At 65.9% G+C, this 19,121-nt stretch carries 19 protein-coding genes; 3 read left to right on the top strand and 16 right to left on the bottom strand.

The annotated features are described in order from the left end of the window. Positions 1-17: 17 nt before the first annotated feature. From QGV55_RS17725 to QGV55_RS17750, 6 genes are all read right to left on the bottom strand, one after another. Positions 18-473 carry a copper chaperone PCu(A)C gene (locus QGV55_RS17725; protein ID WP_281019307.1) on the bottom strand — a complete coding sequence of 152 codons (456 nt, stop codon included), beginning with the start codon at positions 471-473 and terminating at the stop codon, positions 18-20. A 75-nt stretch (positions 474-548) separates the two neighbouring features. Then, complete coding sequence (locus QGV55_RS17730) at positions 549-1,724, bottom strand: transporter (RefSeq protein WP_281019306.1); 1,176 nt, start codon at positions 1,722-1,724, stop codon at positions 549-551. 101 nt (positions 1,725-1,825) lie between these two features. Next, positions 1,826-2,230 (bottom strand): DUF2946 family protein, encoded by a 405-nt coding sequence (locus QGV55_RS17735; protein ID WP_281019305.1) that lies wholly within the window; start codon positions 2,228-2,230, stop codon positions 1,826-1,828. Positions 2,231-2,330: 100 nt separating this feature from the next. Next, positions 2,331-2,768 carry a PaaI family thioesterase gene (locus tag QGV55_RS17740; RefSeq protein ID WP_281019304.1) on the bottom strand — a complete coding sequence of 146 codons (438 nt, stop codon included), beginning with the start codon at positions 2,766-2,768 and terminating at the stop codon, positions 2,331-2,333. 143 nt (positions 2,769-2,911) lie between these two features. Next, complete coding sequence (locus QGV55_RS17745) at positions 2,912-4,366, bottom strand: amidase (protein WP_281019303.1); 1,455 nt, start codon at positions 4,364-4,366, stop codon at positions 2,912-2,914. Between the two features lie 69 nt (positions 4,367-4,435). Further along, entirely contained in the window at positions 4,436-5,332 is an 897-nt protein-coding gene (locus tag QGV55_RS17750; RefSeq protein WP_281019302.1) for a TauD/TfdA family dioxygenase, read from the bottom strand. Positions 5,333-6,013: 681 nt separating this feature from the next. Here QGV55_RS17750 and QGV55_RS17755 point away from each other — a divergent pair. Together QGV55_RS17755 and QGV55_RS17760 are read left to right on the top strand one after the other, a co-directional pair. After that, entirely contained in the window at positions 6,014-6,556 is a 543-nt protein-coding gene (locus tag QGV55_RS17755) for an RNA polymerase sigma factor (RefSeq protein ID WP_281020003.1), read from the top strand. Further along, a complete protein-coding gene (locus QGV55_RS17760) occupies positions 6,556-7,446 on the top strand; it encodes a hypothetical protein (RefSeq protein WP_281019300.1) in 891 nt (296 codons plus the stop codon). The genes QGV55_RS17755 and QGV55_RS17760 overlap by 1 nt, the downstream gene beginning before the upstream one ends. Before the next feature lie 80 nt (positions 7,447-7,526). On the opposite strand, the gene QGV55_RS17765 is transcribed toward QGV55_RS17760, so the two are convergent. Then, positions 7,527-8,546, bottom strand: a complete 1,020-nt coding sequence (locus QGV55_RS17765) for an NADP-dependent oxidoreductase (RefSeq protein WP_281019299.1) — start codon at positions 8,544-8,546, stop codon at positions 7,527-7,529. A 197-nt stretch (positions 8,547-8,743) separates the two neighbouring features. Here QGV55_RS17765 and QGV55_RS17770 point away from each other — a divergent pair, with 197 nt between their 5' ends. After that, positions 8,744-9,652 (top strand): EamA family transporter, encoded by a 909-nt coding sequence (locus QGV55_RS17770; RefSeq protein ID WP_281019298.1) that lies wholly within the window; start codon positions 8,744-8,746, stop codon positions 9,650-9,652. Between the two features lie 18 nt (positions 9,653-9,670). Here the strand turns inward: QGV55_RS17770 and QGV55_RS17775 are convergent, their stop codons facing one another. From QGV55_RS17775 to QGV55_RS17815, 9 genes are all read right to left on the bottom strand, one after another. After that, complete coding sequence (locus QGV55_RS17775; protein ID WP_281019297.1) at positions 9,671-10,411, bottom strand: SDR family NAD(P)-dependent oxidoreductase; 741 nt, start codon at positions 10,409-10,411, stop codon at positions 9,671-9,673. After that, the gene (gene purF, locus QGV55_RS17780) at positions 10,408-11,907 is read right to left on the bottom strand and encodes an amidophosphoribosyltransferase (RefSeq protein WP_281019296.1); all 1,500 of its coding nucleotides are present in this window, start codon (positions 11,905-11,907) and stop codon (positions 10,408-10,410) included. The genes QGV55_RS17775 and purF overlap by 4 nt, the downstream gene beginning before the upstream one ends. Next, positions 11,904-12,608 (bottom strand): CvpA family protein, encoded by a 705-nt coding sequence (locus QGV55_RS17785; RefSeq protein ID WP_281019295.1) that lies wholly within the window; start codon positions 12,606-12,608, stop codon positions 11,904-11,906. The genes purF and QGV55_RS17785 overlap by 4 nt, the downstream gene beginning before the upstream one ends. 1 nt (position 12,609) lies before the next feature. Continuing rightward, entirely contained in the window at positions 12,610-13,977 is a 1,368-nt protein-coding gene (gene radA / locus QGV55_RS17790; protein ID WP_281019294.1) for a DNA repair protein RadA, read from the bottom strand. A 104-nt stretch (positions 13,978-14,081) separates the two neighbouring features. Further along, positions 14,082-14,876, bottom strand: a complete 795-nt coding sequence (locus QGV55_RS17795; protein WP_281019293.1) for an ATP-binding cassette domain-containing protein — start codon at positions 14,874-14,876, stop codon at positions 14,082-14,084. Continuing rightward, the gene (locus QGV55_RS17800; RefSeq protein ID WP_281019292.1) at positions 14,873-15,652 is read right to left on the bottom strand and encodes an ABC transporter permease; all 780 of its coding nucleotides are present in this window, start codon (positions 15,650-15,652) and stop codon (positions 14,873-14,875) included. Before QGV55_RS17800 ends, QGV55_RS17795 begins: the two co-directional genes overlap by 4 nt. A gap of 3 nt (positions 15,653-15,655) precedes the next feature. Further along, positions 15,656-16,753: an alanine racemase gene (alr, locus tag QGV55_RS17805; RefSeq protein ID WP_281019291.1), complete on the bottom strand. Its 1,098-nt coding sequence runs from the start codon at positions 16,751-16,753 to the stop codon at positions 15,656-15,658. A 195-nt stretch (positions 16,754-16,948) separates the two neighbouring features. After that, entirely contained in the window at positions 16,949-18,460 is a 1,512-nt protein-coding gene (locus QGV55_RS17810) for a replicative DNA helicase (protein WP_281019290.1), read from the bottom strand. A 161-nt stretch (positions 18,461-18,621) separates the two neighbouring features. Beyond that, complete coding sequence (locus QGV55_RS17815) at positions 18,622-19,107, bottom strand: hypothetical protein (protein WP_281019289.1); 486 nt, start codon at positions 19,105-19,107, stop codon at positions 18,622-18,624. Between the last annotated feature and the right edge of the window lie 14 nt (positions 19,108-19,121).

Here is a 19,121-nt window from a genome sequence, read left to right on the forward strand (position 1 = left end):
GTGCGGTCGACCGGGCGTCAGTCGCGCGTTTCGACCACGAACTCGATCGGCACACGCCCGGCATCGCGGAAGATCAGCACCAGATCATGGGAATAGTCTGCCTGCAGCCCTGCCTTCAGGCCCATCAGCATGATGTGGTCGCCGCCCGGCTGCAGCTTTGCCTCGCCGCCCGCGGGGATCGCAATCTGTTCCACCGGGCGCATCATCATGCGCCCGTTCTCGTGGATGTGGGTATGCAGTTCCGCCCGTGCGGCGTCCCCTGATTCAACACCCAGCAGCGCGTCATCCTTCGCACCGTCATTGCGCAGGGTGACGAAGACCGCCCCGGCGCGCGCCGCACCGATGGTGGCGTAGGCGTAGGGGTGAAGGATGCTCAGATCACCCTTCTGGTATTCATGTGCCGATGCGTTCTGCAGTCCCAGGCCGAGCAGGATCGCCAGCATGGGAATGATGCGTGTCATGTGTCTGTACATCGTGTCTTTCCTTTGTTTCCGGATTTGCCACGCCCGTGCCGATGTCTCGATCTCCGGGCGTGGCGGGTTGCAGGTTCACCAGGCGTATTGCAGGCCCAGTGTCAGGATCAGGTCCGTGTCCATCTGCGGACCGTTGAGGTTCTGGTAGACGGGCACGGTCGCTTCCATGGCGAGCCGCAGCCCGCGCAGGTCACCGCGCTGCGCCACCAGGTTGACGCCGAGGGAGACATCCAGCCGCTCGCCCCCGTAATTGTCCGGGTCGGCAGTCTGGTTCGGCACCGCGATGCGGTTGTCGATCCCCTCGATCTGCCCCTCCGACTGGGCCCCGATCCGCAGCGATGTGCTGGCCCAGGGTGCCCACTGCCTGGAGGCCCAGACATCCAGCCGCAGCCGGTCACCATAGGCGTAACCCTGGCTGTTGCGGTAGGGATGGATACGGGCAGCGAGCTGTCCGCCCCAGCCCAGATCGCCATCCGTACCGGTATAGGTGATGCCCGGCATCAGGTCGAAGGTGCCGGTGCCAAGCTGCATGGCATAGGGCACCCGCAGCACCGGTCGGGCATTGTTCGGCGCCACGATGGCCGCTTCCTCCTCGATGGAACCGGTCGGGATGCTGAGGCCGAGATTGAGATGCAGGTGATGCATGTCGTCGTCGAACAGGCGCACCAGACCGGCGACGCTGGTGTCACCCAGGCCGCTGGTGTTCACGTCGAACTTGGCCAGTCGGGTTGCCCCCGCCCCACCGGCGAAGGTGATATGGCCCATGCTCTTCTCGACGTAGTTGCCCATGACCATCAGGGTCAGGTCATCGGTCGGCGCATACATGGCACCGAACATGTGCATCTGCATTTCCATGTCGGTCGGCACCACGCGCAGGGTCGGCGGCTGGCCCGGCTGGCCGAAGAAGCGGTTGGGCACGGTGGTGGCGATGGTTTCGGCCGAGATCTGGCTGTCACCATCCAGATTGCCCCGCATCAGCATCGCCATGTAGCGGTAGGAGACCATCCACTCCCCCGCGTGATGCATGTGATCGCCCATGACCCCGATGGGGGCGTGGGAATCCGCGCGGATTGCACTGTGCGGCGCGCCGCTGATGCTGACCGTTGCATGATCGGTGTCGTGGTTTGCCGGAGAAGCTGCAGGCGGTTGCCCTGCCTTCTTCTCGTGGGCTTCCGTGGGACTGGAGAGCGCCAGCATGGCCACCCCCAGGGCAGCGAGCATGTGGCTCGCCGCGAATAGTGTTGTTCGCATGAATATCCTCGCGTTCAGCGCGATCACGCACTGCGTTTCCGGCCCCGGCGGGGTCGGCGAACGTCAGACGTGCCGCTGCTGACAGTTTCCAACTGTCGAAATCAGGTGATGTCGATGCCGGAAACCGGTGGCGCGCGCGGGCGCGACCGGGCGAGGATGAAGGACGGGCGGGCCGGTTCGGCGGCGAGCCGCTCTGCCAGCACAAGTTCCGCGACAGTGGTCGGATGCAGCGACTGCGCGGAAGGGGCGGCCAGACCGCCGCCGCACATCTGGCTGCAATCCGGGCAGGTCTCGGTGGAAGGTGCCTTTGTCGTGCCGTCAGGCAGCACCGTCGGCTGCAGCCCCTGCGGCGTACAGATCAGGATGCTGAGATCCGCCGTCGATGAGCCCGTCGCCTGGTGCGTCGTCTGCACGGCACAGGCCACCCAGAACCAGGCGTGAAACGCCAGCGCCACCACGGCGATGGCGCAGACGACAGGCTGGATCATGTACATTCGGGCATGCATCGGGCGGCATTCGGTTCCGTCAACGGGTGGGGCAGGATAGACCGCCCCGCCATCGGAACGGGATGCGGCGGAATGGCATCGCGGGCCGCGCGCCTGCAGATCAGGACTTGCGCATGCGCCGCAGGACGGAGGAACAGGTCAGGATGACGCGCTCGTCGGTGTAGATCTCGCCACGGACGAAGACCATCTGGCCGGTGCGCCGCACTACCTCGGCCCTTGCCTTGATGACCTCGCCCCGGTTGCCGCTGGCCATGAACTCGGCATTGAAGGAGACGGTGAAGACGCCATTGTCTTCCGTGCCCTCGGTCCCCGTGGCGCACATCATCAGATCCGCGAAGGTCATCAGCAGGCCGCCGTGGACGATGCCGCCGGAATTGCAGTGCTTCTCCTCCGCCTCGAAGGCAAAGCGCAGGCGACCGTCGCGCTTGCGCCAGAAGAACGGACCGGTATTGGTCTCGTGCGGGTCCTTCGGATCGAAGACCTTGTAGCGGTCGCCGGGATTGCGCTTCGCGGCGAAATAGTCGGTATCCCTGTCCAAGATGGTCTCCTTCAAGAGCGTCAGGTGCCCGGTGCCCTGCCACGGGAGTCATTTGCCGGCCTGTTCCGTCCCTCTCCCGGGCACCCGCGGAAGCATACTTGTTGGGAGGCCGAGAGAGGGGAAAAGACCGTTATCGACTCTCCTCAGTCAAACCCTTCCGGAGCCTGGAAGCCCCCGGTCAGGCTTTCGATCACGCGGGCCACGGCCAGGGTGCGGCGATCCCCCATTTCCGGCCCGACGACCTGGATGCCGATCGGCAGCCGTCCCTCGGTCATGCCGCCGGGCACCACCGTGCCGGGCAGGTAGCTGACGCCGGTCATGCCGGCCCAGAACAGCTGGTCGAAATAGGACACGGTCTTGCCGTTCACCGTCAGGGTGCGGGCATTCATGTCCTCCGATTCGTCATGCGGGAAGGCCGGCACGGAGGCCACGGGACAGAGCAGCACGTCATAGTTCTCGAAGAAATCCGCCCAGGCATAGCGCATGCGGGTCCGCGCCTCGTTGGCGGTGGCCCAGTCCCGGTGGCGGATCGTCTGGGCCCGCAGGACCTGCGCCCCGTCGGACATGTCGTCCGGCGAAAGACTCTCCAGCCGCCGGATGTTCTGCTCGAACAGCGCCTGCGGCTGCCGGGCCGCCATGGCGGAGAACAGCAGCGTCCGGTAGGTATCCATGCAGTGCTGCGGCGTGAAGTCGGGCCGGGCCTGGTCATCGACGATGGCACCTGCCTCGGACAGGGCCTCGGCGGCATTGCGCAGGACCGCCTGCACGCTGTCATCGACAGCCGCAATGGGGTCATCGCACCAGAGCGCGACCCGGAGGCCCTCCGCCCCCTCCACCTCGGACGGCGCCAGGTCCAGCTTCCAGCCCGGTTCGTGCAGCCGGTCGGAGCCTGCGGTCAGTTCCAGCGCCAGTTCCAGATCATCGATGCTGCGTGCCAGCGGACCCACGACGGAGATGTCGGTGGGCGTCAGGGCGCCGGTCAGCGCATGGCCGCGCATCGGCACGATGCCCCAGGTGGGCTTGTGCCCGCAGACACCGGAATAATGCGCCGGGTTGCGGATGGAACCGCCGATGTCGGAGCCATATTCCAGCGCCGTGAACCCGGCTGCCAGCGCCGCCGCGCCACCGCCCGACGACCCGCCTGGCGTATGGCCCTGACGATGCGGATTGTGCGTGGTGCCATAGACGGCGTTGTAGCTCTGGAAGTCGGCCAGCATCAGCGGCACGTTGGTCTTGCCGAAGATCACCGCACCGGCATCCTTCAGCCGCTGCGGCACCACGCCGTCGCGGGCCGCGATATTGTCCTTCATTTCCGGCACGCCCCAGGTGGTCGGCAGCCCGGCGAGGTCGAAGCTTTCCTTCACCGTCATCGGCACACCGTGCAGCGGGCCATGCGACACGCCGCGCCGTGTCGCGGCATCCGCCTCATCGGCGGCGGCCCGGGCACGGTCGAAATCGCGCACGACGACGGCATTGACCTGATTGTCGTAGCGCTCGATCCGTTCGATCATGTGATCCAGCAGTTCGCGGGAGCCAAGGCGGCGCGCGCGGATCAGACCGGCAAGCTCGGTTGCCGATTTCCAGGCAAGTTCAGACATGACACTCCCTCCCCCAACAGACATTGCACAGGGAGGATAACGCCAAATCGCCCGGCGGCAACGTCGGGATCAGGCAGCCAGCGCGGCTTCGGTTTCCGGGCTGCCGGCAATCCGGCTGTGCCACATGCGGCGCGCCTGGGTGAAGGGCCAGGGCGTCGCCTGATGCATCAGACGACGGTTGTCCCAGATCACCACGTCGCCGGGTTCCCAGTCATGGTGATAGACCCGCGGCGGCTGGCAGGCGAAATCCACCAGTTCCTGCAGCAGCTTCTCGGACTCCTCAGGCGCCATGCCGATGATGTCATAGGCGTGCCGCCCCACCAGCAGGTTCGGCCTTCCGGTCTCCGGATGCACCTTCACCAGCGGGCGGATCGAGACGGGACCTTCGTGAAAGCCGTAACCGCCATAGGTCTTGCCGGAATCATCGTCCGTATTGACGCTCGAATCCTTCACAGGCGCCGCCTGATGCCCGACCTTGGCCTGCGAATGATAGAGTGAATGGTGGCACCGCAGCCCCTCGAGCCGGGCCTTCATGGCGGCGTCGAGGGCGTCGTAGGCGTGGCGCATGTCGGCGAAGCCGGTCTGCCCGCCTTCCTGCGGCACGATATCCGCCGTGAAGACCGCACCCTTGGCCTGCACCGGCATGTAGGTGCTGTCATGGTGCCAGCCCATGTTGCCGCGATTGATCTTCATCATGTCGTCGGAGCCATCGTCGGGACGCAGGCTGCCGTCCTTGCGCATGTTGCCGATCTCGGCAATGTCGAACTCCAGATCGCCGAAACGCTTCGCGAAGGCCACCTGCTGTCCCCTGTCGAGGAACTGCCCGCCAACGATCAGCAGCCCGTACTCCAGCCACCGGTCATAGAACGTCCGGAAGCTGTCGGCATCCATGTCCGCCAGCGTCACGCCGGAGACCCGTGCGCCGAAACAGACATCGTCCAGGGGCTCGAAGGTCATGCCGCTCATGTCATCCTCCCACAAATGCACGCGCATCAACTGTCGCAATTGTGCCGTCTCCCGAACCACCTGCCAAGCGATCCAGCGCAGGGCTGCCGCGCGTCTGGGGATGAGTTGGGGAAACCTTGCCCCGACCGTTCCACCCCTCGGGAGGTTCGTTTGTGGACCGTTCCTCCCCTCTCCCCCTCCCGACCACCCATAAGGATAATCCCGTGGGTGGTCGGGAGGGGGAGAGGGGAGGAACGGTCAGCCACCGAATCCAGAGCCTGCGGCAATCAGGGGGTCACGCGGAACCGTGTTCGTGACCCCCCGACCGCAGAACGGGCACTAGGCTTGGCCCGGCCGATTGACGGCCCGTCCGCAGAATCCGGACACGCCATGGCTCAGGGCTGCCATGTCCGTGTCCGAACGCCCCCGACCCCACCAGGTGGCGGCGCCTCGTTCGCCGCGCCGCGCAGGAGGACGCGGCTGGGCGATCTCTTTTCCGGTTCCGGCCGGGATTTCAGAAATCCCGGGAAGGGATGCCGGAGCCGGCAATTTCATCAACCGGAGTCAGGGGGTATTCGCGAACTCTCCGAGATGGTGCGGTATCATAATGCCGCGCAACTGGTAATTTCGTTCGTGCCCCTGAGCGGTCTTCGCTAGACTTGCCCGAACAACACACCGGACCGGGTGCTTATTCATATCGTCATGACGGATGTCGATCACGAAACTGTGAGAGATGGGTTGGAAGCCCATCTGCCGCGCCTCTGGCGGTATGGCCTTTCCCTCAGCCGCAACCCGTCCGTGGCGGAGGATCTGGTGCAGTCCACCTGCGTGCGGGCCCTTGAAAGACAGGCACAATTCCGTCAGGGCACCAACCTGCGCGCGTGGTTGTTCACCATTCTCTCATCAATCTGGAAGAATAATCTGCGGGCAGAGAAGGTCCGTACCGGTGGCGGCTTTGCCGACCCGGAGACGGAACTGGTGTTCGACGGATCCGCCAGCATGGAAACGAATAATTTGTTTCAACGCGTGTTGAGTGAGGTGTCGGAACTGCCGGAAGCGCAGCGACAGGCTGTGATGCTCGTTTACGTGGAAGAGTTTACCTATCGTGAGGCGGCTCACATTCTGGATGTTCCAATCGGTACTATCATGAGCAGGCTGTCTGCCGCGCGGGGCAAACTGGCCGGGCTTGATCCCAGCGCAACTTGTGCGCGAAGAACCCGCGATGGTGAGGTCGAGGAAAACTGATGTCATCCGCCGGCAAGGCAGATCATCCGAGAGACGAGGACCTGGTGGCCTACCTGGACGGGGAGCTGTCGCTTTCCGACCGGCAGCTGATCGACCGGGCTCTTTCGGATTCCGCCGAACTGCGGCAGAGGCTGGAACTGTTGCGGCAGGGCGACCGGCCCTTCCGCGCGGCATTCGACACACTGCTTGACCAGGCCCCGATGGACCGGCTGCTGGCGGCATTGCCGGAACCGACATTGACTGCCTCGGTCATTTCCACCACCCAGGCACCGCCGCCGCGTCCGGCGAACGACTGGCACTCGATCGGTGTCGCGGCCATGTTGCTGCTGACGCTGGGTATCGGCTTTGCCGTCGGTTTCGGCACCAGTGCGGACCGGGCCGGGCAGCGGGAAATCGCCCTGCTGGCGGAACTGGACGAGATGGAGGCGGAGCTGGAGGAAGCCGAGGCCGCAGCCGATGCGGCACCGGTCGTCGCCGCGAAGGGCTGGCGCCAGGCGGTGGCCGACTACCAGATGCTGTTCACCACCGACTCCCTGACGCCGGACCAGGGTGGTAATGCCGCCCTGGCGCTGGCCTCGGAACGGGTCGGACTGCCGCTGGATCCGGCGACCCGGGCCGCGACCGGGCTGGAATTCCGCCGCGCGCAGTTGCTCGCCTTCAACGGCAAACCCCTGGTTCAGCTTGCCTATCTGGGCGACGACGGCGTGCCTGTTGCCTTCTGCATCATCGCCTCCAACAAGCCGGAGGCGGATACGCAGTATGAGGTCCGCAATGGGCTGGGGATCGTGCACTGGATCATCGGCGGCTACGGCCTGATGGTGATCGGCGACCTGCCGGAGGACCGCCTGAGCCGCATCGCCAGCGAACTGCGCAAGAGCATCGACCTGTAATCGCTGATCCTACCGGGTGGGCGCGGCCCCACGGCCCGGCCCGTGGCGGCAACCGGAAAGGTCACCGCCGCCGGTGGGTGTCAGGCCGGATCGGGGCCGAGGCGGATGATCTGCTTGCCGAAATTCTCGCCCTTCAGCATACCGATGAAGGCAGCGGGGGCATTGTCGATGCCTTCCGCGATGGTCTCGCGGTACTTCAGCTTGCCGGCACGCATCCAGCCGGTCATGTCGGCGATGAAGCCGGGCAGCCCGTCGAAATGCTCCGAGATGATGAAACCGCGGATCATGGCGCGGTTGATCAGCAGCGACTGGAGATTGTTGATCCCCTCCGGCTGGGTCAGGTTGTACTGGCTGATCATGCCGCACAGCGCGATGCGCGCGTAGGGATTGATGTTGGCCAGCACCGCGTCCAGCATGGCACCGCCGACATTCTCGAAGTAGATGTCGATGCCGTCCGGGCAGTGCTCCCGCAGCGCCTCGGTGTAGGAATCGACCTTCTTGTAGTTGAAACAGACGTCGTAGCCGCAGGCTTCCATGGCCCAGGCGCATTTCTCGTCATCCCCGGCGGAACCGACCACCCGACACCCCTTGATCTTCGCCACCTGGCCCACGACCTGGCCGACGGCACCGGACGCTGCCGAGACATAGACGGTCTCGCCCGGCTTCGGCTCACCGATCTTCAGCAGGCCGTAGTAACCGGTGAAGCCCGGCATGCCGAGAATGCCGAGGTAGTAGGACAGCGGTGCCGCCTTGGCATCCACCGGCATCAGGCCGGCCCCGCCCTTCACCAGGGAGTGGGTTTCCCACCCGAGCATCCCGTTGACCACCGTGCCCACGGGGACATTGTCGTTCTTCGAGGCAATGACCTCCCCCACCGCACCGGCATTCATCACCTTGCCCAGCTCGAAACCGGCGGCATAGGACTTCCGGTCCGACATGCGGCCGCGCATGTAGGGATCGACGGACATGACGATGTTGCGGGTCAGCACATCGCCGTCGGCAAGTTCCGGAATCGGTGCATCCTCGATCCGGAAGCAGTCCGGCGTCACCCAGCCCTCGGGCCGTCTGGCAAAGATCACGCGGCGGTTGGTGTCGGTCATGGCGGTCGTTCCCTCTGAATTTTCTGTTGGCCTGTAGATAAGGCAACGCGCGCCGATTGGAACGGAAAATCCGAAGCCGGGAAGGGGCGCGACGCAGCATCCGCCCGAACGGGGATGTCGCATTCAGGCGGCCATTGCGCTCCCGGTCCTGCCAGTCTGGCGCAAAGACGGTTCCAACGGATCTCCCGGAAACAATCATGAGCCAGGTTTCAGCCGCGGCGGATGGACGCCGCAACGGTATCCTGCTGGTCCTCGGGGCCGGTGTCCTCTGGTCGACGGTCGGACTCGGCATCCGGCTGATGGATGATGCGACGGTCTGGCAGATCCTGCTCTACCGCTCGGTCAGTCTCTCGCTGTTCCTCTACCTCGTGATCCGCATCCGGTCCGGCGAGAGCCCGATCCACCAGGTCAGCCGTGCCGGTCTTCCCGCCGTGATCGCCGGGCTGGCGCTGACGGCCGCCTATGCCGGCGGCATCTATGCGATCCAGGTCACCTCGGTCGCCAGCGCGATGCTGCTGTTCGCCACTGCGCCTTTCATGACAGCCGTGCTCGGCTGGATCGTGCTGCGGGAACCGGTGCGGTCGGCAACCTGGCTGGCGATCGCCGTCGCCATCGCCGGGATCGGCATCATGGTCGCCGACCGGACGGGCAGCGTCGCTCTGGCAGGCAGCCTTGCCGCGCTCGGTTCGGCGTTCGGCTTCGCGATCTTCACCGTGGCCCTGCGCTGGGGACGGTCGGGGGAGATGCTGCCGGCCGTATTCATGTCGGGCCTGTTCGCCATCGTCATCATGGCGGCGATCTGCCTGATCCAGGGGCTTCCCCTCGTCCTGTCCCCCCGCACCGGCGGCATCGCGACGGCAATGGGGGTCTTCCAGGTCGGTGCCGGGCTGATCCTCTACACGCTGGGGTCCAGAAGCCTGCCGGCGGCCGAACTCGCCCTGCTCTCGCTGGCGGAGGTGTTGCTGGCACCGCTCTGGGTCTGGCTGCTGCTGGGGGAGACGGCGACCGTCAACACGCTGATCGGCGGCGCGGTCCTGCTGGGCGCGATTGTCGGCAACGCCCTGTCGGGCAAGCGGCGCAAGCCGCCACCGATCACGACACCCTGAGGGGCGCGGGGAGCGGACTCAGTTCACCGTGCGGGATGCCCTGGCGATCTCGTCGGCGGCGATCCAGAGGCCGTTGCCGTCGAACTGGGGCATCACGGCCTGGATGAAGCCTTCCATGATCTCCTCCGGCGCCGGCAGGGTCATCGGGTCCTCACCGGGGAAGGCGCCCGCGCGCAGGGCGGTGCGGGTGGGGCCGGGATTGATGACATTGACCCGCACCTTCGTCTGTTTCATCTCGGTCGCGTAGGTCTCCGCCATCTTCTCCAGCGCCGCCTTGGTCGCGCCATAGAGGCCCCAGAAGGGGGAGGCGACACGGGTGATGCCGCTGGTGACGAACAGCACCCGCCCGGCGTCGGAGGCCCGCAGCAGCGGGTCCAGCGCCCGGATCAGCCGCCAGTTGGCATGGACATTCAGCTTGAAGGTCTTTTCCCACACATCCGGCGGAAAGTGCCCCATGGGCGAAAGCTGGCCCAGCATCGCGGCATTGCCGACCAGCACGTCGAGGTGGCCATAGCGCTCCAGCAGCGGTGCGGCGAGCCCGTCGATGGCAGCCCATTCGGTCAGGTCCATCGGCACCAGTGTGGCGGTGCCGCCAAGACCGTTGATCGCATCGTCCAGGCTTTCCAGCCCGGCGGTGTCACGGGCAAGGGCGATGATGTGCGCACCCTCTGCCGCATAGGCCATGGCGATGGCACGCCCGATCCCCTTCGATGCCCCGGTGACCAGGGCGATGCGGCCTTCCAGACGTTTCAGGCTCATCGCTGACCCTCGCGGAACAGGCTGCCCTGATCGGCCTCGACGCCCTTGTCGTTCTCGTCCAGCAGCGGAATGGCATAGTCGCCGCTGAAGCAGGCATCGCAGTATCCGGCCTCCATGCTGCGTCTGGCTTCGCCCACCGCGCGGTACAGGCCGTCGATGGAAAGATAGGCCAGGCTGTCGACCTTGATGGCACGGCGGACCTGATCCAGCGATTCGAACTGGTTGTAGATCAGCTCCGACTTGGAGGGCGTATCGACACCATAGAAGCAGGGGCTGACGGTCGGCGGGCTGGCAATGCGCAGATGCACCTCCGTCGCGCCGGCATCGCGCACCATCTCCACGATGCGTTTCGAGGTGGTGCCGCGCACGATCGAATCATCCACCAGCACGACCCGCTTGCCGCGCAGCAGGCCCCGGTTGGCATTGAGTTTCCGCAGCACCGCGAGATCGCGATGCTGCTGGTCCGGCTCGATGAAGCTGCGCCCGACGTAGTGATTGCGGGTGATCGCCAGCTCGAAGGGAATGTCCAGGACCTCCGCATAGCCCAGCGCCGACGGCGTGCCGGAGTCCGGCACCGGCACCACCATGTCGGCGGAGACCACTTCCTCCCGCGCCAGTTCGCGCCCGATGTTGCGGCGGATGGAATAGACGTCCTTGCCGTTCACCCGGGAATCCGGGCGCGAGAAATAGACATATTCGAAGATGCAGAAATGCCGCGGCTCCTCCGCCAGCGGGAAATGACTTTCCATCCCGCTCTCGTCGATGACGATCATCTCCCCCGGCTTCACGTCGCGCACGAAGTCGGCACCGATGATGTCGAGACCACAGGTCTCCGACGACACCACCCAGGCTTCGTCCAGCCGCCCCAGCACCAGCGGGCGTACCCCGGCGGGATCACGGGCGGCAATCAGCTTCTTCTTCGACAGGGCGACCAGCGAATAGGCACCGACGATGCGCTTCATGGCGCTGACCAGCCGCTTGACGAGCTGGCGTTCGTCGCTGCGCGCCACCAGATCCAGGATCACCTCCGTATCGGTGGTCGACTGGAACCGCCGCCCCTCCGCCCGCAGTTCCTTCTTGATCTGCCGGGCATTGGTCAGGTTGCCGTTGTGGGCCAGCGCGAAGCCGCCGGATTCGTCCAGATCGGTCCAGAGCGGCTGGATGTTGCGGATCATGGTCCGCCCCGACGTGGCATAGCGGGTGTGGCCGATGGCGGCCCGCCCGGTCAGCCGCGCGATCGGACTGTTGCTGTCGCTGTCCGCCGAGCCCTTGCCGAACACGTCGCCGACAAGTCCCAGCGCGCGATGCACGTTGAAATGGCCGCTGTCGAAGGCGACGATACCGCAGGCTTCCTGCCCGCGATGCTGCAGGGCATGCAGGCCGAGGGCCGTCAGTCCGGCGGCGCCGTCGGCACCCCAGACGCCAAAGACGGCGCATTCCTCGTGGAAATGGTCATCGTCGAAAGGGAGGGTCGTCCCGGAAGAGATGGTGCTCATTGGCGCTCCGTCACGGAATCCATCAGGCGTTCGAGGTCTCGTTTCTGCTGCTTCGTATAGCCCTTCTCGGGCTCCGCGTCCTGTGCTTCCCCGTCGCGGCTGTCATTCGTGCCGTCACTGTCGTCCTGCCGGTCCAGCAGCGGCCGCAGGATGCGCGCCGCCCGGTTCGCATCCTCCGCCGCGCCCCGCGCATCATCCGCGGATCCGCGCGTCTGTTCCCGCACCCGGCGTGGAATGACGGAGGTGACATAGTCCGTCGCCATGATGACATAGGGCAGCGACCGCGACTCCCGTACCGTCTTCGGCGGGTTGTCCGGCATCAGGTAATCGATCACCAGCCAGGCGGCGATGATCACCAGCGCCCCGCGCCCGATACCGAACAGGATGCCCAGCGACCGGTCCAGGGTGCCGATGGCGCGGCTGTCGCGTACCCGGCTGGCAATCCTGTGGGTGATCAGGATCAGCACGATCAGCGCGCCGAGGAAGATGACCAGGGCGGAGACAATGTCGGCGGCGGTGGGGTCGCCAATCTGTTCCAGCGCGAAGGGCCGCAGCAGCGGCTGGCCGTACCAGGCCGCGACTCCGGCGCCGATCCAGCTTCCCAGCGACAGCACCTCGCGCGTGAACCCGCGCATCAGGCCGAAGACGGCGGAGAGCGTGATGATCCCCAGGACGATCAGGTCGGCAAAGGTCAGAGCCATCTCAACGCCCCTCATCCAGCGGGAACAGCGCCGCCAGCGCGTCGAGGCGGTCGATTTCCGTCACCCGCAGCAGGTCGCGCCCCTCCGACCCCGCCGGGGCGATGGCATGACGGAACCCGAGCTTGGAGGCTTCCTTCATCCGCGCCTCGGCGCGGGCAACCCGGCGGACCTCCCCCGACAGGCCGATCTCTCCGAAGACGACCGTCGCAGCGCGTACCGGATCATCGGACAGCGAGGAGAGCAGCGCCGCCGCCACGGCCAGATCGGCGGCAGGTTCGTTGATGCGCAGGCCACCGGCAACATTCAGATAGACCTCGTTCTGGCCCAGCGACAGGCCCAGCCGGGTATCCAGCACGGCCAGGATCATGGCCAGCCGTCCGGCGTCCCATCCCACCACGGCGCGGCGCGGCGTGGCCAGCGGTGACGGCGCCACCAGCGCCTGTATCTCCACCAGGATCGGGCGGCTGCCCTCCATCCCGGCGAAGACAGCGGCCCCGGCCACCGGCTCCTCCCGTTCCCCCAGGAACAGGGCGGACGGGTTCGGGGTCTCGATCAGCCCGGCCTCCGCCATCTCGAAGACCCCGATCTCGTCGGCGGCCCCGAAGCGGTTCTTCACCGCGCGCAGGATGCGGAACTGATGGCTGCGGTCGCCCTCGAAATAGAGCACCGTGTCCACCATGTGCTCCAGCACCCGCGGCCCGGCGATCTGGCCGTCCTTCGTCACATGGCCGACCAGCACCACGGCGGTGCCGGACTTCTTGGCATGCTGGATCAGCTCGTGGGCGGTGGCGCGCACCTGGGCGACCGTGCCCGGCGCGCTTTCCAGTGCCTCGGAAAACACGGTCTGGATCGAGTCGATGATCACCAGGTCGGTATCGGCATGTTCCTGCAGGGTGGCGAGGATCTCCCCCAGTCCGTTGGCATTCGTGACCTGCACCGGGGCGCCATCGACACCCAGCCGGCGCGCGCGCATGGCGATCTGGGTCGTCGCCTCCTCCCCCGAGACATAGATGATCCTGGCGCCGGTCGCGGCCATGGCGGTCGCGGTCTGCAGCAGCAGCGTCGACTTGCCGATGCCCGGGTCGCCACCGATCAGGATGGCGGAGCCGCGAACCAGTCCGCCGCCCAGCACCCGGTCCAGCTCCCCGATCCCGGTGCCGCGCCGGGGTTCGTCCAGCGTCTGCACGGACAGGTCGGTCAGGGGGGCGGGACGGCTGCGGCTGCCGCCGACGACGCCGAAGGCGCGGGGCCGGGGCGTCACCGTCTCCTCCTCCACCGAGGACGCGCCGCACGCGTCGCAGATGCCACGCCACTTGGGGTAGCTGGCACCGCAATCGCGGCAGACATATCGGATGCTCGCCTTGGCCATCGTTTCCGGTTCAAGCCCTGTGTCGGATGGGCGGGTCTGGTGCGCTCAGCACCGGGAATCAGTTTCTGCCTACAAGCCATGCCACGCCGGGGCGGCAGACGGAATCACAATTTCCGGACCTGCATCTGGATCGGCCCCTCGGCGCGGCCATTGATGAACTGGTCCACATGGTCATTGCCGGAGTGATCCACATCCCCCGCCATGCCATGCCAGATGATCCGCCCCTCGTATATCATCGCCACACGGTCGGCGATCTTGCGGGCGGAAGCCATGTCATGGGTGATCGACATGGTCGTCGCCCCCAGCTCCCTGACGCATTTCACGATCAGGTCGTTGATCACGTCGGCCATGATCGGGTCCAGGCCCGTGGTCGGTTCATCGAAGAAGATGATTTCCGGATCCGTGGCGATGGCGCGGGCCAGACCGACACGTTTCTGCATGCCGCCGGACAGTTCGGCCGGCGACAGCTCGCCCACGTCCGCGCTCAGGCCGACCTGGGCCAGCTTGGCCATGGCAATGTCGCGGGCCTTGTCGCGCTGCATGCCCTTGCCCTGGATCAGGCCGAAGGCGACGTTCTCCCAGACCTTCAGGCTGTCGAACAGCGCCCCGCCCTGGAACAGCATGCCCATCCGGGCCATGACCTGTTCCTGCTCCCGCCCCTTCAGGTGGGTCACGTCCTGGCCGTCGATATGGATGCTGCCGCCCGTCGGATGCAGCAGGCCAAGGATACATTTCAGCATCACCGACTTGCCGGTCCCGGACCCGCCGATGATGACCAGCGACTGGCCGCGCTGCACCTCCAGATCGATGCCGCGCAGGACCTGTTTCGGCCCGAAATGCTTGGTCACGCCCTTCAGGCTGATCTTCGGATGTCCGGTGCTGGGGGCTGCGGTGCTCATTGGGCGAAGAACAGTTCGGTGATGATGTAATTGGCGGTCAGGATCATGATGGAGGCGGAAACCACGGCGTTGGTAGTGGCGCGCCCGACGCCCTGCGCCCCGCCCCGGCTCATGAAGCCGTGGTAGCAGCCCATCAGGGAGATCAGGAACCCGAAGATGGAGGCCTTCACCAGGCCGGAGACGACGTCATCCACATGCAGGAAGTCGATGGTGTTCTGCAGGTAGATGCCGACGTTGAAGCCGAGCTTCTCCGTGCCGACGACGAAGCCGCCGAAGACCCCGATGACATCAGCCACCAACACCAGCAGCGGCAGCATGGTGGCACCCGCGATCAGCCGCGGCGCCACCAGATACTTGAAGGGATTGGTGGACAGCGTGGTCAGGGCGTCGATCTGTTCGGTCACCCGCATGGTGCCGATCTCCGCCGCCATGGCCGCCGAGACCCGCCCGGCGACCATCAGGCCGCCGATCACCGGCCCCAGTTCGCGGGTGATGCCGAGCACGACGATGGAGGACACCAGGCTTTCCGCGTTGAAGCGCGCGCCGCCGATGTAGATCTGCAGCGCCAGCACTGCGCCGGTGAAGAAGGCCGTGAGACCGATCACGGGCAGCGAGTAATAGCCGATCTGCAGCATCTGGCGCAGCAGGATGCGCGGATAGAACGGTGGCGTCACACAGTGCAGCAGCCCCTTGCCGGTGAAGATCGCCAGGCGACCGACCGCGCCGAAGAACTGGAGGATGACGCTGCCGATCAGGGCAAGGAAATTCCAGCGCATGGCTCAGACCGCCCCCTGGCCGCTGTAGATCCGGGCATAACGCGGACCCAGTCCGGCCAGAAGCTCATAGGCGATGGTGCCGCCGGCCTCGGCCAGCGCATCGACATCGACGCCGCCGCCAATCAGGGAAATCTCCGCACCCGGACAGGAAAGCTCCTCCGGCACGCCCGAGACATCAAATGTCGAAAGATCCATCGAAACGCGCCCCACCAAAGGCACCACATGGTCGCCGATCCGACCGACTGCCTGACCACTGAGTGAACGGGGATACCCGTCCGCATAGCCGACACCAACGGTCGCGATCCTGGCAGGCCCGGCCACCGGATGGGTCGCACCGTAGCCAACGGTCCGGGGGGTGTCAACGCGATGGGTTTGCAGGATTTTTGCTTTCAAATGAACCACTTCCCGCATTCTGACGGTCGCGACGGGTGAGGGGTTGGCGCCATAGAGGGCCACGCCGGGCCGGATCAGGTCGAAATGCCGGTCCGGCCCCATGTGCAGGGCGGGCGAATTGCAGAACGATGCGGGTGCGGGCGGCAGCAGGGCCAGCCGCGCCCGGAACCGCTCAAGCTGGGTCCGGTTCAGCGGGTGATCGGGCAGGTCGGCACAGGCCGGATGGGTCAGCCAGAGCACCACCTGCAGCCCCTGCAACCGGGTCAGCTCCGCCGCCAGCCGCTCCGTATCCGGCCCGCGCAGGCCCAGCCGGGTCATGCCCGTATCAAGCTGGATCGCGGCGGGCAGCACGGTTTCCTGCCGTGCCGCCCAGGCCTGCCAGCGTTCGATGTCCGCCAGATCATTCAGCACCGGAATCAGGTCATGGCCGGTGAAGCTGGCCTCGCTGCCCGGCAGCAGACCGTTCAGCACGAAGATGCGCGCCTGGCCGTCCGCGCGCCGCAGCCGCAGGGCCTCGTCGATGGTGGCGGTGAAGAAGGTCCGGCACCCGGACGCCGCGAAGGCCCGCACCGCCGGTTCCAGTCCGATACCATAGGCATTGGCCTTCACCACCGCGGCCGTCTCCGCCGCCGGTGCCAGTGCCGCCAGCGTGCGCCAGTTGGCCGCCAGCGCGTCCAGATCAATGTGAAGGCTCGCCGCCGCCGTCATGCCAGCCGGACGTCCGGGGACAGGGACGATGCGATGCCGTCTGCACTCCTTCCCCCTCGACGGGGGAAGGTCGGGAAGGGGGTGCGCGGCGGTTGTTGCCGGTTCATGTGATGGACCTGAAACACCGGGCCTCCCCCCCACCTCGATCCTCCCCCGCCAGGGGGGAGGAAGGACGATGCGGTGCAACTGGAAGCCTCAGTGCACATCGCGGGGGTCGTGGATGCGGTCATAGTCCTTGAAGGTCGTGTATTCGGGTTCGAAGAACAGTTCGATCGTGCCGGTCGGGCCATGGCGCTGCTTGCCGATGATGACCTCGGTCTTGTTGTAGATGCGGCCCATCTTTTCCTGCCACTCCTCCATCGCCACCTGGTCGGTCTCGTCGGGCTTGTTCTTCTGCTCGTAATAGGCCTCGCGATAGATGAACATGACCACATCCGCGTCCTGCTCGATGGAGCCGGATTCACGCAGGTCGGAAAGCTGCGGGCGCTTGTCGTCGCGCTGCTCCACCGCGCGGGAGAGCTGCGACAGGGCCAGCACCGGAACTGCCAGTTCCTTGGCCACCGCCTTCAGGCCCTGGGTGATCTCCGTGATCTCCTGCACCCGGTTCTCGGTCCGCTTTGCACCGGAGGGCCGCATGAGCTGGATGTAGTCGACGATGATCATGCCCAGACCATGCTGGCGCTTCAGCCGCCGTGCGCGGGAACGGAGCTGGGAGATCGAGATCGCGGGCGTGTCATCGATGTAGAAGGGCAGGTCCACCAGTTGCTGCGTCGCCGGAACCACGGTGTTGAGATAGGTCTCCCGGTCGATGGTGCCCTTGCGCAGATCGTTGGAGCGGATGCGGGTCTGTTCGGAAACCACGCGCGTGGCGAGCTGCTCGCGCGACATTTCCAGGCTGAAGAAACCGACGACCGCCCCCTCCGTATCCACCACATTGCCCGTATCGTCGCGGATCTGGCGGTAGGCGCGTGCGGCATTGAGCCCGATGGTGACCGCCAGCGAGGTCTTGCCCATGCCCGGTCGGGCCGCCAGCACCAGCATGTCGGTGCGGTGCAGCCCGCCCAGCCAGTTGTCCAGGTCGCGCAGTCCGGTGGTGACGCCGACGAGCTGCCCCACCCGGCGATAGGCGGCCTCGATGCTTTCCAGGCTTTCGGTCACCGCCTGGCGGAACGGGCGCAGGTCGTTCTGCGCCTCCCCGGCCTCGGCCAGTGAATAGAGGCTGGCTTCCGCCGCCTCGATCTGCTTTTCCGCCGTATCGGAAAGGTCGGCGCTGTGGCTGCGCTCCGACATCTCGTCCGACAGCAGGATGATCTGGCGACGCAGATAGAGGTCATAGAGGATACGGGCATATTCCTCGGCCCGGATGGCGTTCACCGCCCGCGCGCTCAGGTCCACCAGATAGCCCGCGCCACCCAGTTCCCGCATCGCCGCATCCTGCTCGAACCGGGTCTTCAGGGTCACCGGGTTGGCCAGTTCGCCGCGATCGACCAGGGTCAGGATCGCGTCATAGATGCGCCCGTGCAGCGGCTGGAAGAAATGCTCCGCCCGCAGGAAATCCAGCAGCCGCGCCGCCGCGTCATTGTTGTAGAGCAGGGCGCCGAGCAGTTGCTGCTCCGCCTCCAGATTGTGCGGCAGTTCCCTTGGCGCGTCCTCCTGCGCGGAGGTCTCGTCCCGGTCGATCAAGCGTGCGTCTATGATGTCAGCCATGATCCGCAGAACCTATCATTCCGGGGGCGGCACCGCAGGCGTCGCACGCCGGACCTGTCCCACTTTCCTGTGGACATATTTATCCACAGGGCAGCGAGAAGCGGGGATAGCCTGAAAATCCGGCTGTTTCGTGGCGGTTTGGCGTCGCGTCAGCCTGTGGCCTATTCATGCTCCTGGATGACGAAGGGCGCACGCATCCGCACCCCCCAGAACTCGTAGATCACGTAATAGCGCCGACCGGTCTCCAGCAGGCTGCGGTGCAGCAGCAGGCTGTTGGTGGCGTAGATCGTCTCCCCCGGTGCCAGCTTCAGCACGGATTCGCTCGGCTCGCAGTCGGTGTCGCCCCGGGTCGCGATCAGGTCATTGTTGGGATAGACGATATGATAGTTGTGCACGTCGCAGATGCTGGGGGCCTTGATCTCCAGGGGCTCCGGGCCCGTGTTCGTGAGTTCGAGGTTCACCGGTATGCGGGCGGCCGCGCCACCCTGCGGCAGCCGGACCCGGCGATCGACGATGATGCGGCCTTGCAGGAACTCATCCGTCACGGCGGTCTTTGCCTCTGCCGGCGCAGAGGTCGCGACGGCGAACATGGCCACGAATGCTGAAGCAAGCAGCGCGAGGCCGGTGACAAGTGCGGGTCGAAGCATTCTCGGTACTCCAG

The organism is Minwuia sp. IMCC3009 (assembly GCF_029909415.1).
Taxonomy (GTDB): Bacteria; Pseudomonadota; Alphaproteobacteria; order Minwuiales; family Minwuiaceae; genus Minwuia.

Bases quoted from the DNA above. Each gene is read 5' to 3' on its own strand.
- QGV55_RS17725 (WP_281019307.1), bottom strand. From the start codon at position 473: ATGTACAGACACATGACACGCATCATTCCCATGCTGGCGATCCTGCTC.
- QGV55_RS17730 (WP_281019306.1), bottom strand. From the start codon at position 1,724: ATGCGAACAACACTATTCGCGGCGAGCCACATGCTCGCTGCCCTGGGG.
- QGV55_RS17735 (WP_281019305.1), bottom strand. From the start codon at position 2,230: ATGCATGCCCGAATGTACATGATCCAGCCTGTCGTCTGCGCCATCGCC.
- QGV55_RS17745 (WP_281019303.1), bottom strand. From the start codon at position 4,366: ATGTCTGAACTTGCCTGGAAATCGGCAACCGAGCTTGCCGGTCTGATC.
- QGV55_RS17750 (WP_281019302.1), bottom strand. From the start codon at position 5,332: ATGAGCGGCATGACCTTCGAGCCCCTGGACGATGTCTGTTTCGGCGCA.
- QGV55_RS17755 (WP_281020003.1), top strand. From the start codon at position 6,014: ATGACGGATGTCGATCACGAAACTGTGAGAGATGGGTTGGAAGCCCAT.
- QGV55_RS17760 (WP_281019300.1), top strand. From the start codon at position 6,556: ATGTCATCCGCCGGCAAGGCAGATCATCCGAGAGACGAGGACCTGGTG.
- QGV55_RS17765 (WP_281019299.1), bottom strand. From the start codon at position 8,546: ATGACCGACACCAACCGCCGCGTGATCTTTGCCAGACGGCCCGAGGGC.
- QGV55_RS17770 (WP_281019298.1), top strand. From the start codon at position 8,744: ATGAGCCAGGTTTCAGCCGCGGCGGATGGACGCCGCAACGGTATCCTG.
- QGV55_RS17775 (WP_281019297.1), bottom strand. From the start codon at position 10,411: ATGAGCCTGAAACGTCTGGAAGGCCGCATCGCCCTGGTCACCGGGGCA.
- purF (WP_281019296.1), bottom strand. From the start codon at position 11,907: ATGAGCACCATCTCTTCCGGGACGACCCTCCCTTTCGACGATGACCAT.
- QGV55_RS17785 (WP_281019295.1), bottom strand. From the start codon at position 12,608: ATGGCTCTGACCTTTGCCGACCTGATCGTCCTGGGGATCATCACGCTC.
- radA (WP_281019294.1), bottom strand. From the start codon at position 13,977: ATGGCCAAGGCGAGCATCCGATATGTCTGCCGCGATTGCGGTGCCAGC.
- QGV55_RS17795 (WP_281019293.1), bottom strand. From the start codon at position 14,876: ATGAGCACCGCAGCCCCCAGCACCGGACATCCGAAGATCAGCCTGAAG.
- QGV55_RS17800 (WP_281019292.1), bottom strand. From the start codon at position 15,652: ATGCGCTGGAATTTCCTTGCCCTGATCGGCAGCGTCATCCTCCAGTTC.
- alr (WP_281019291.1), bottom strand. From the start codon at position 16,753: ATGACGGCGGCGGCGAGCCTTCACATTGATCTGGACGCGCTGGCGGCC.
- QGV55_RS17810 (WP_281019290.1), bottom strand. From the start codon at position 18,460: ATGGCTGACATCATAGACGCACGCTTGATCGACCGGGACGAGACCTCC.
- QGV55_RS17815 (WP_281019289.1), bottom strand. From the start codon at position 19,107: ATGCTTCGACCCGCACTTGTCACCGGCCTCGCGCTGCTTGCTTCAGCA.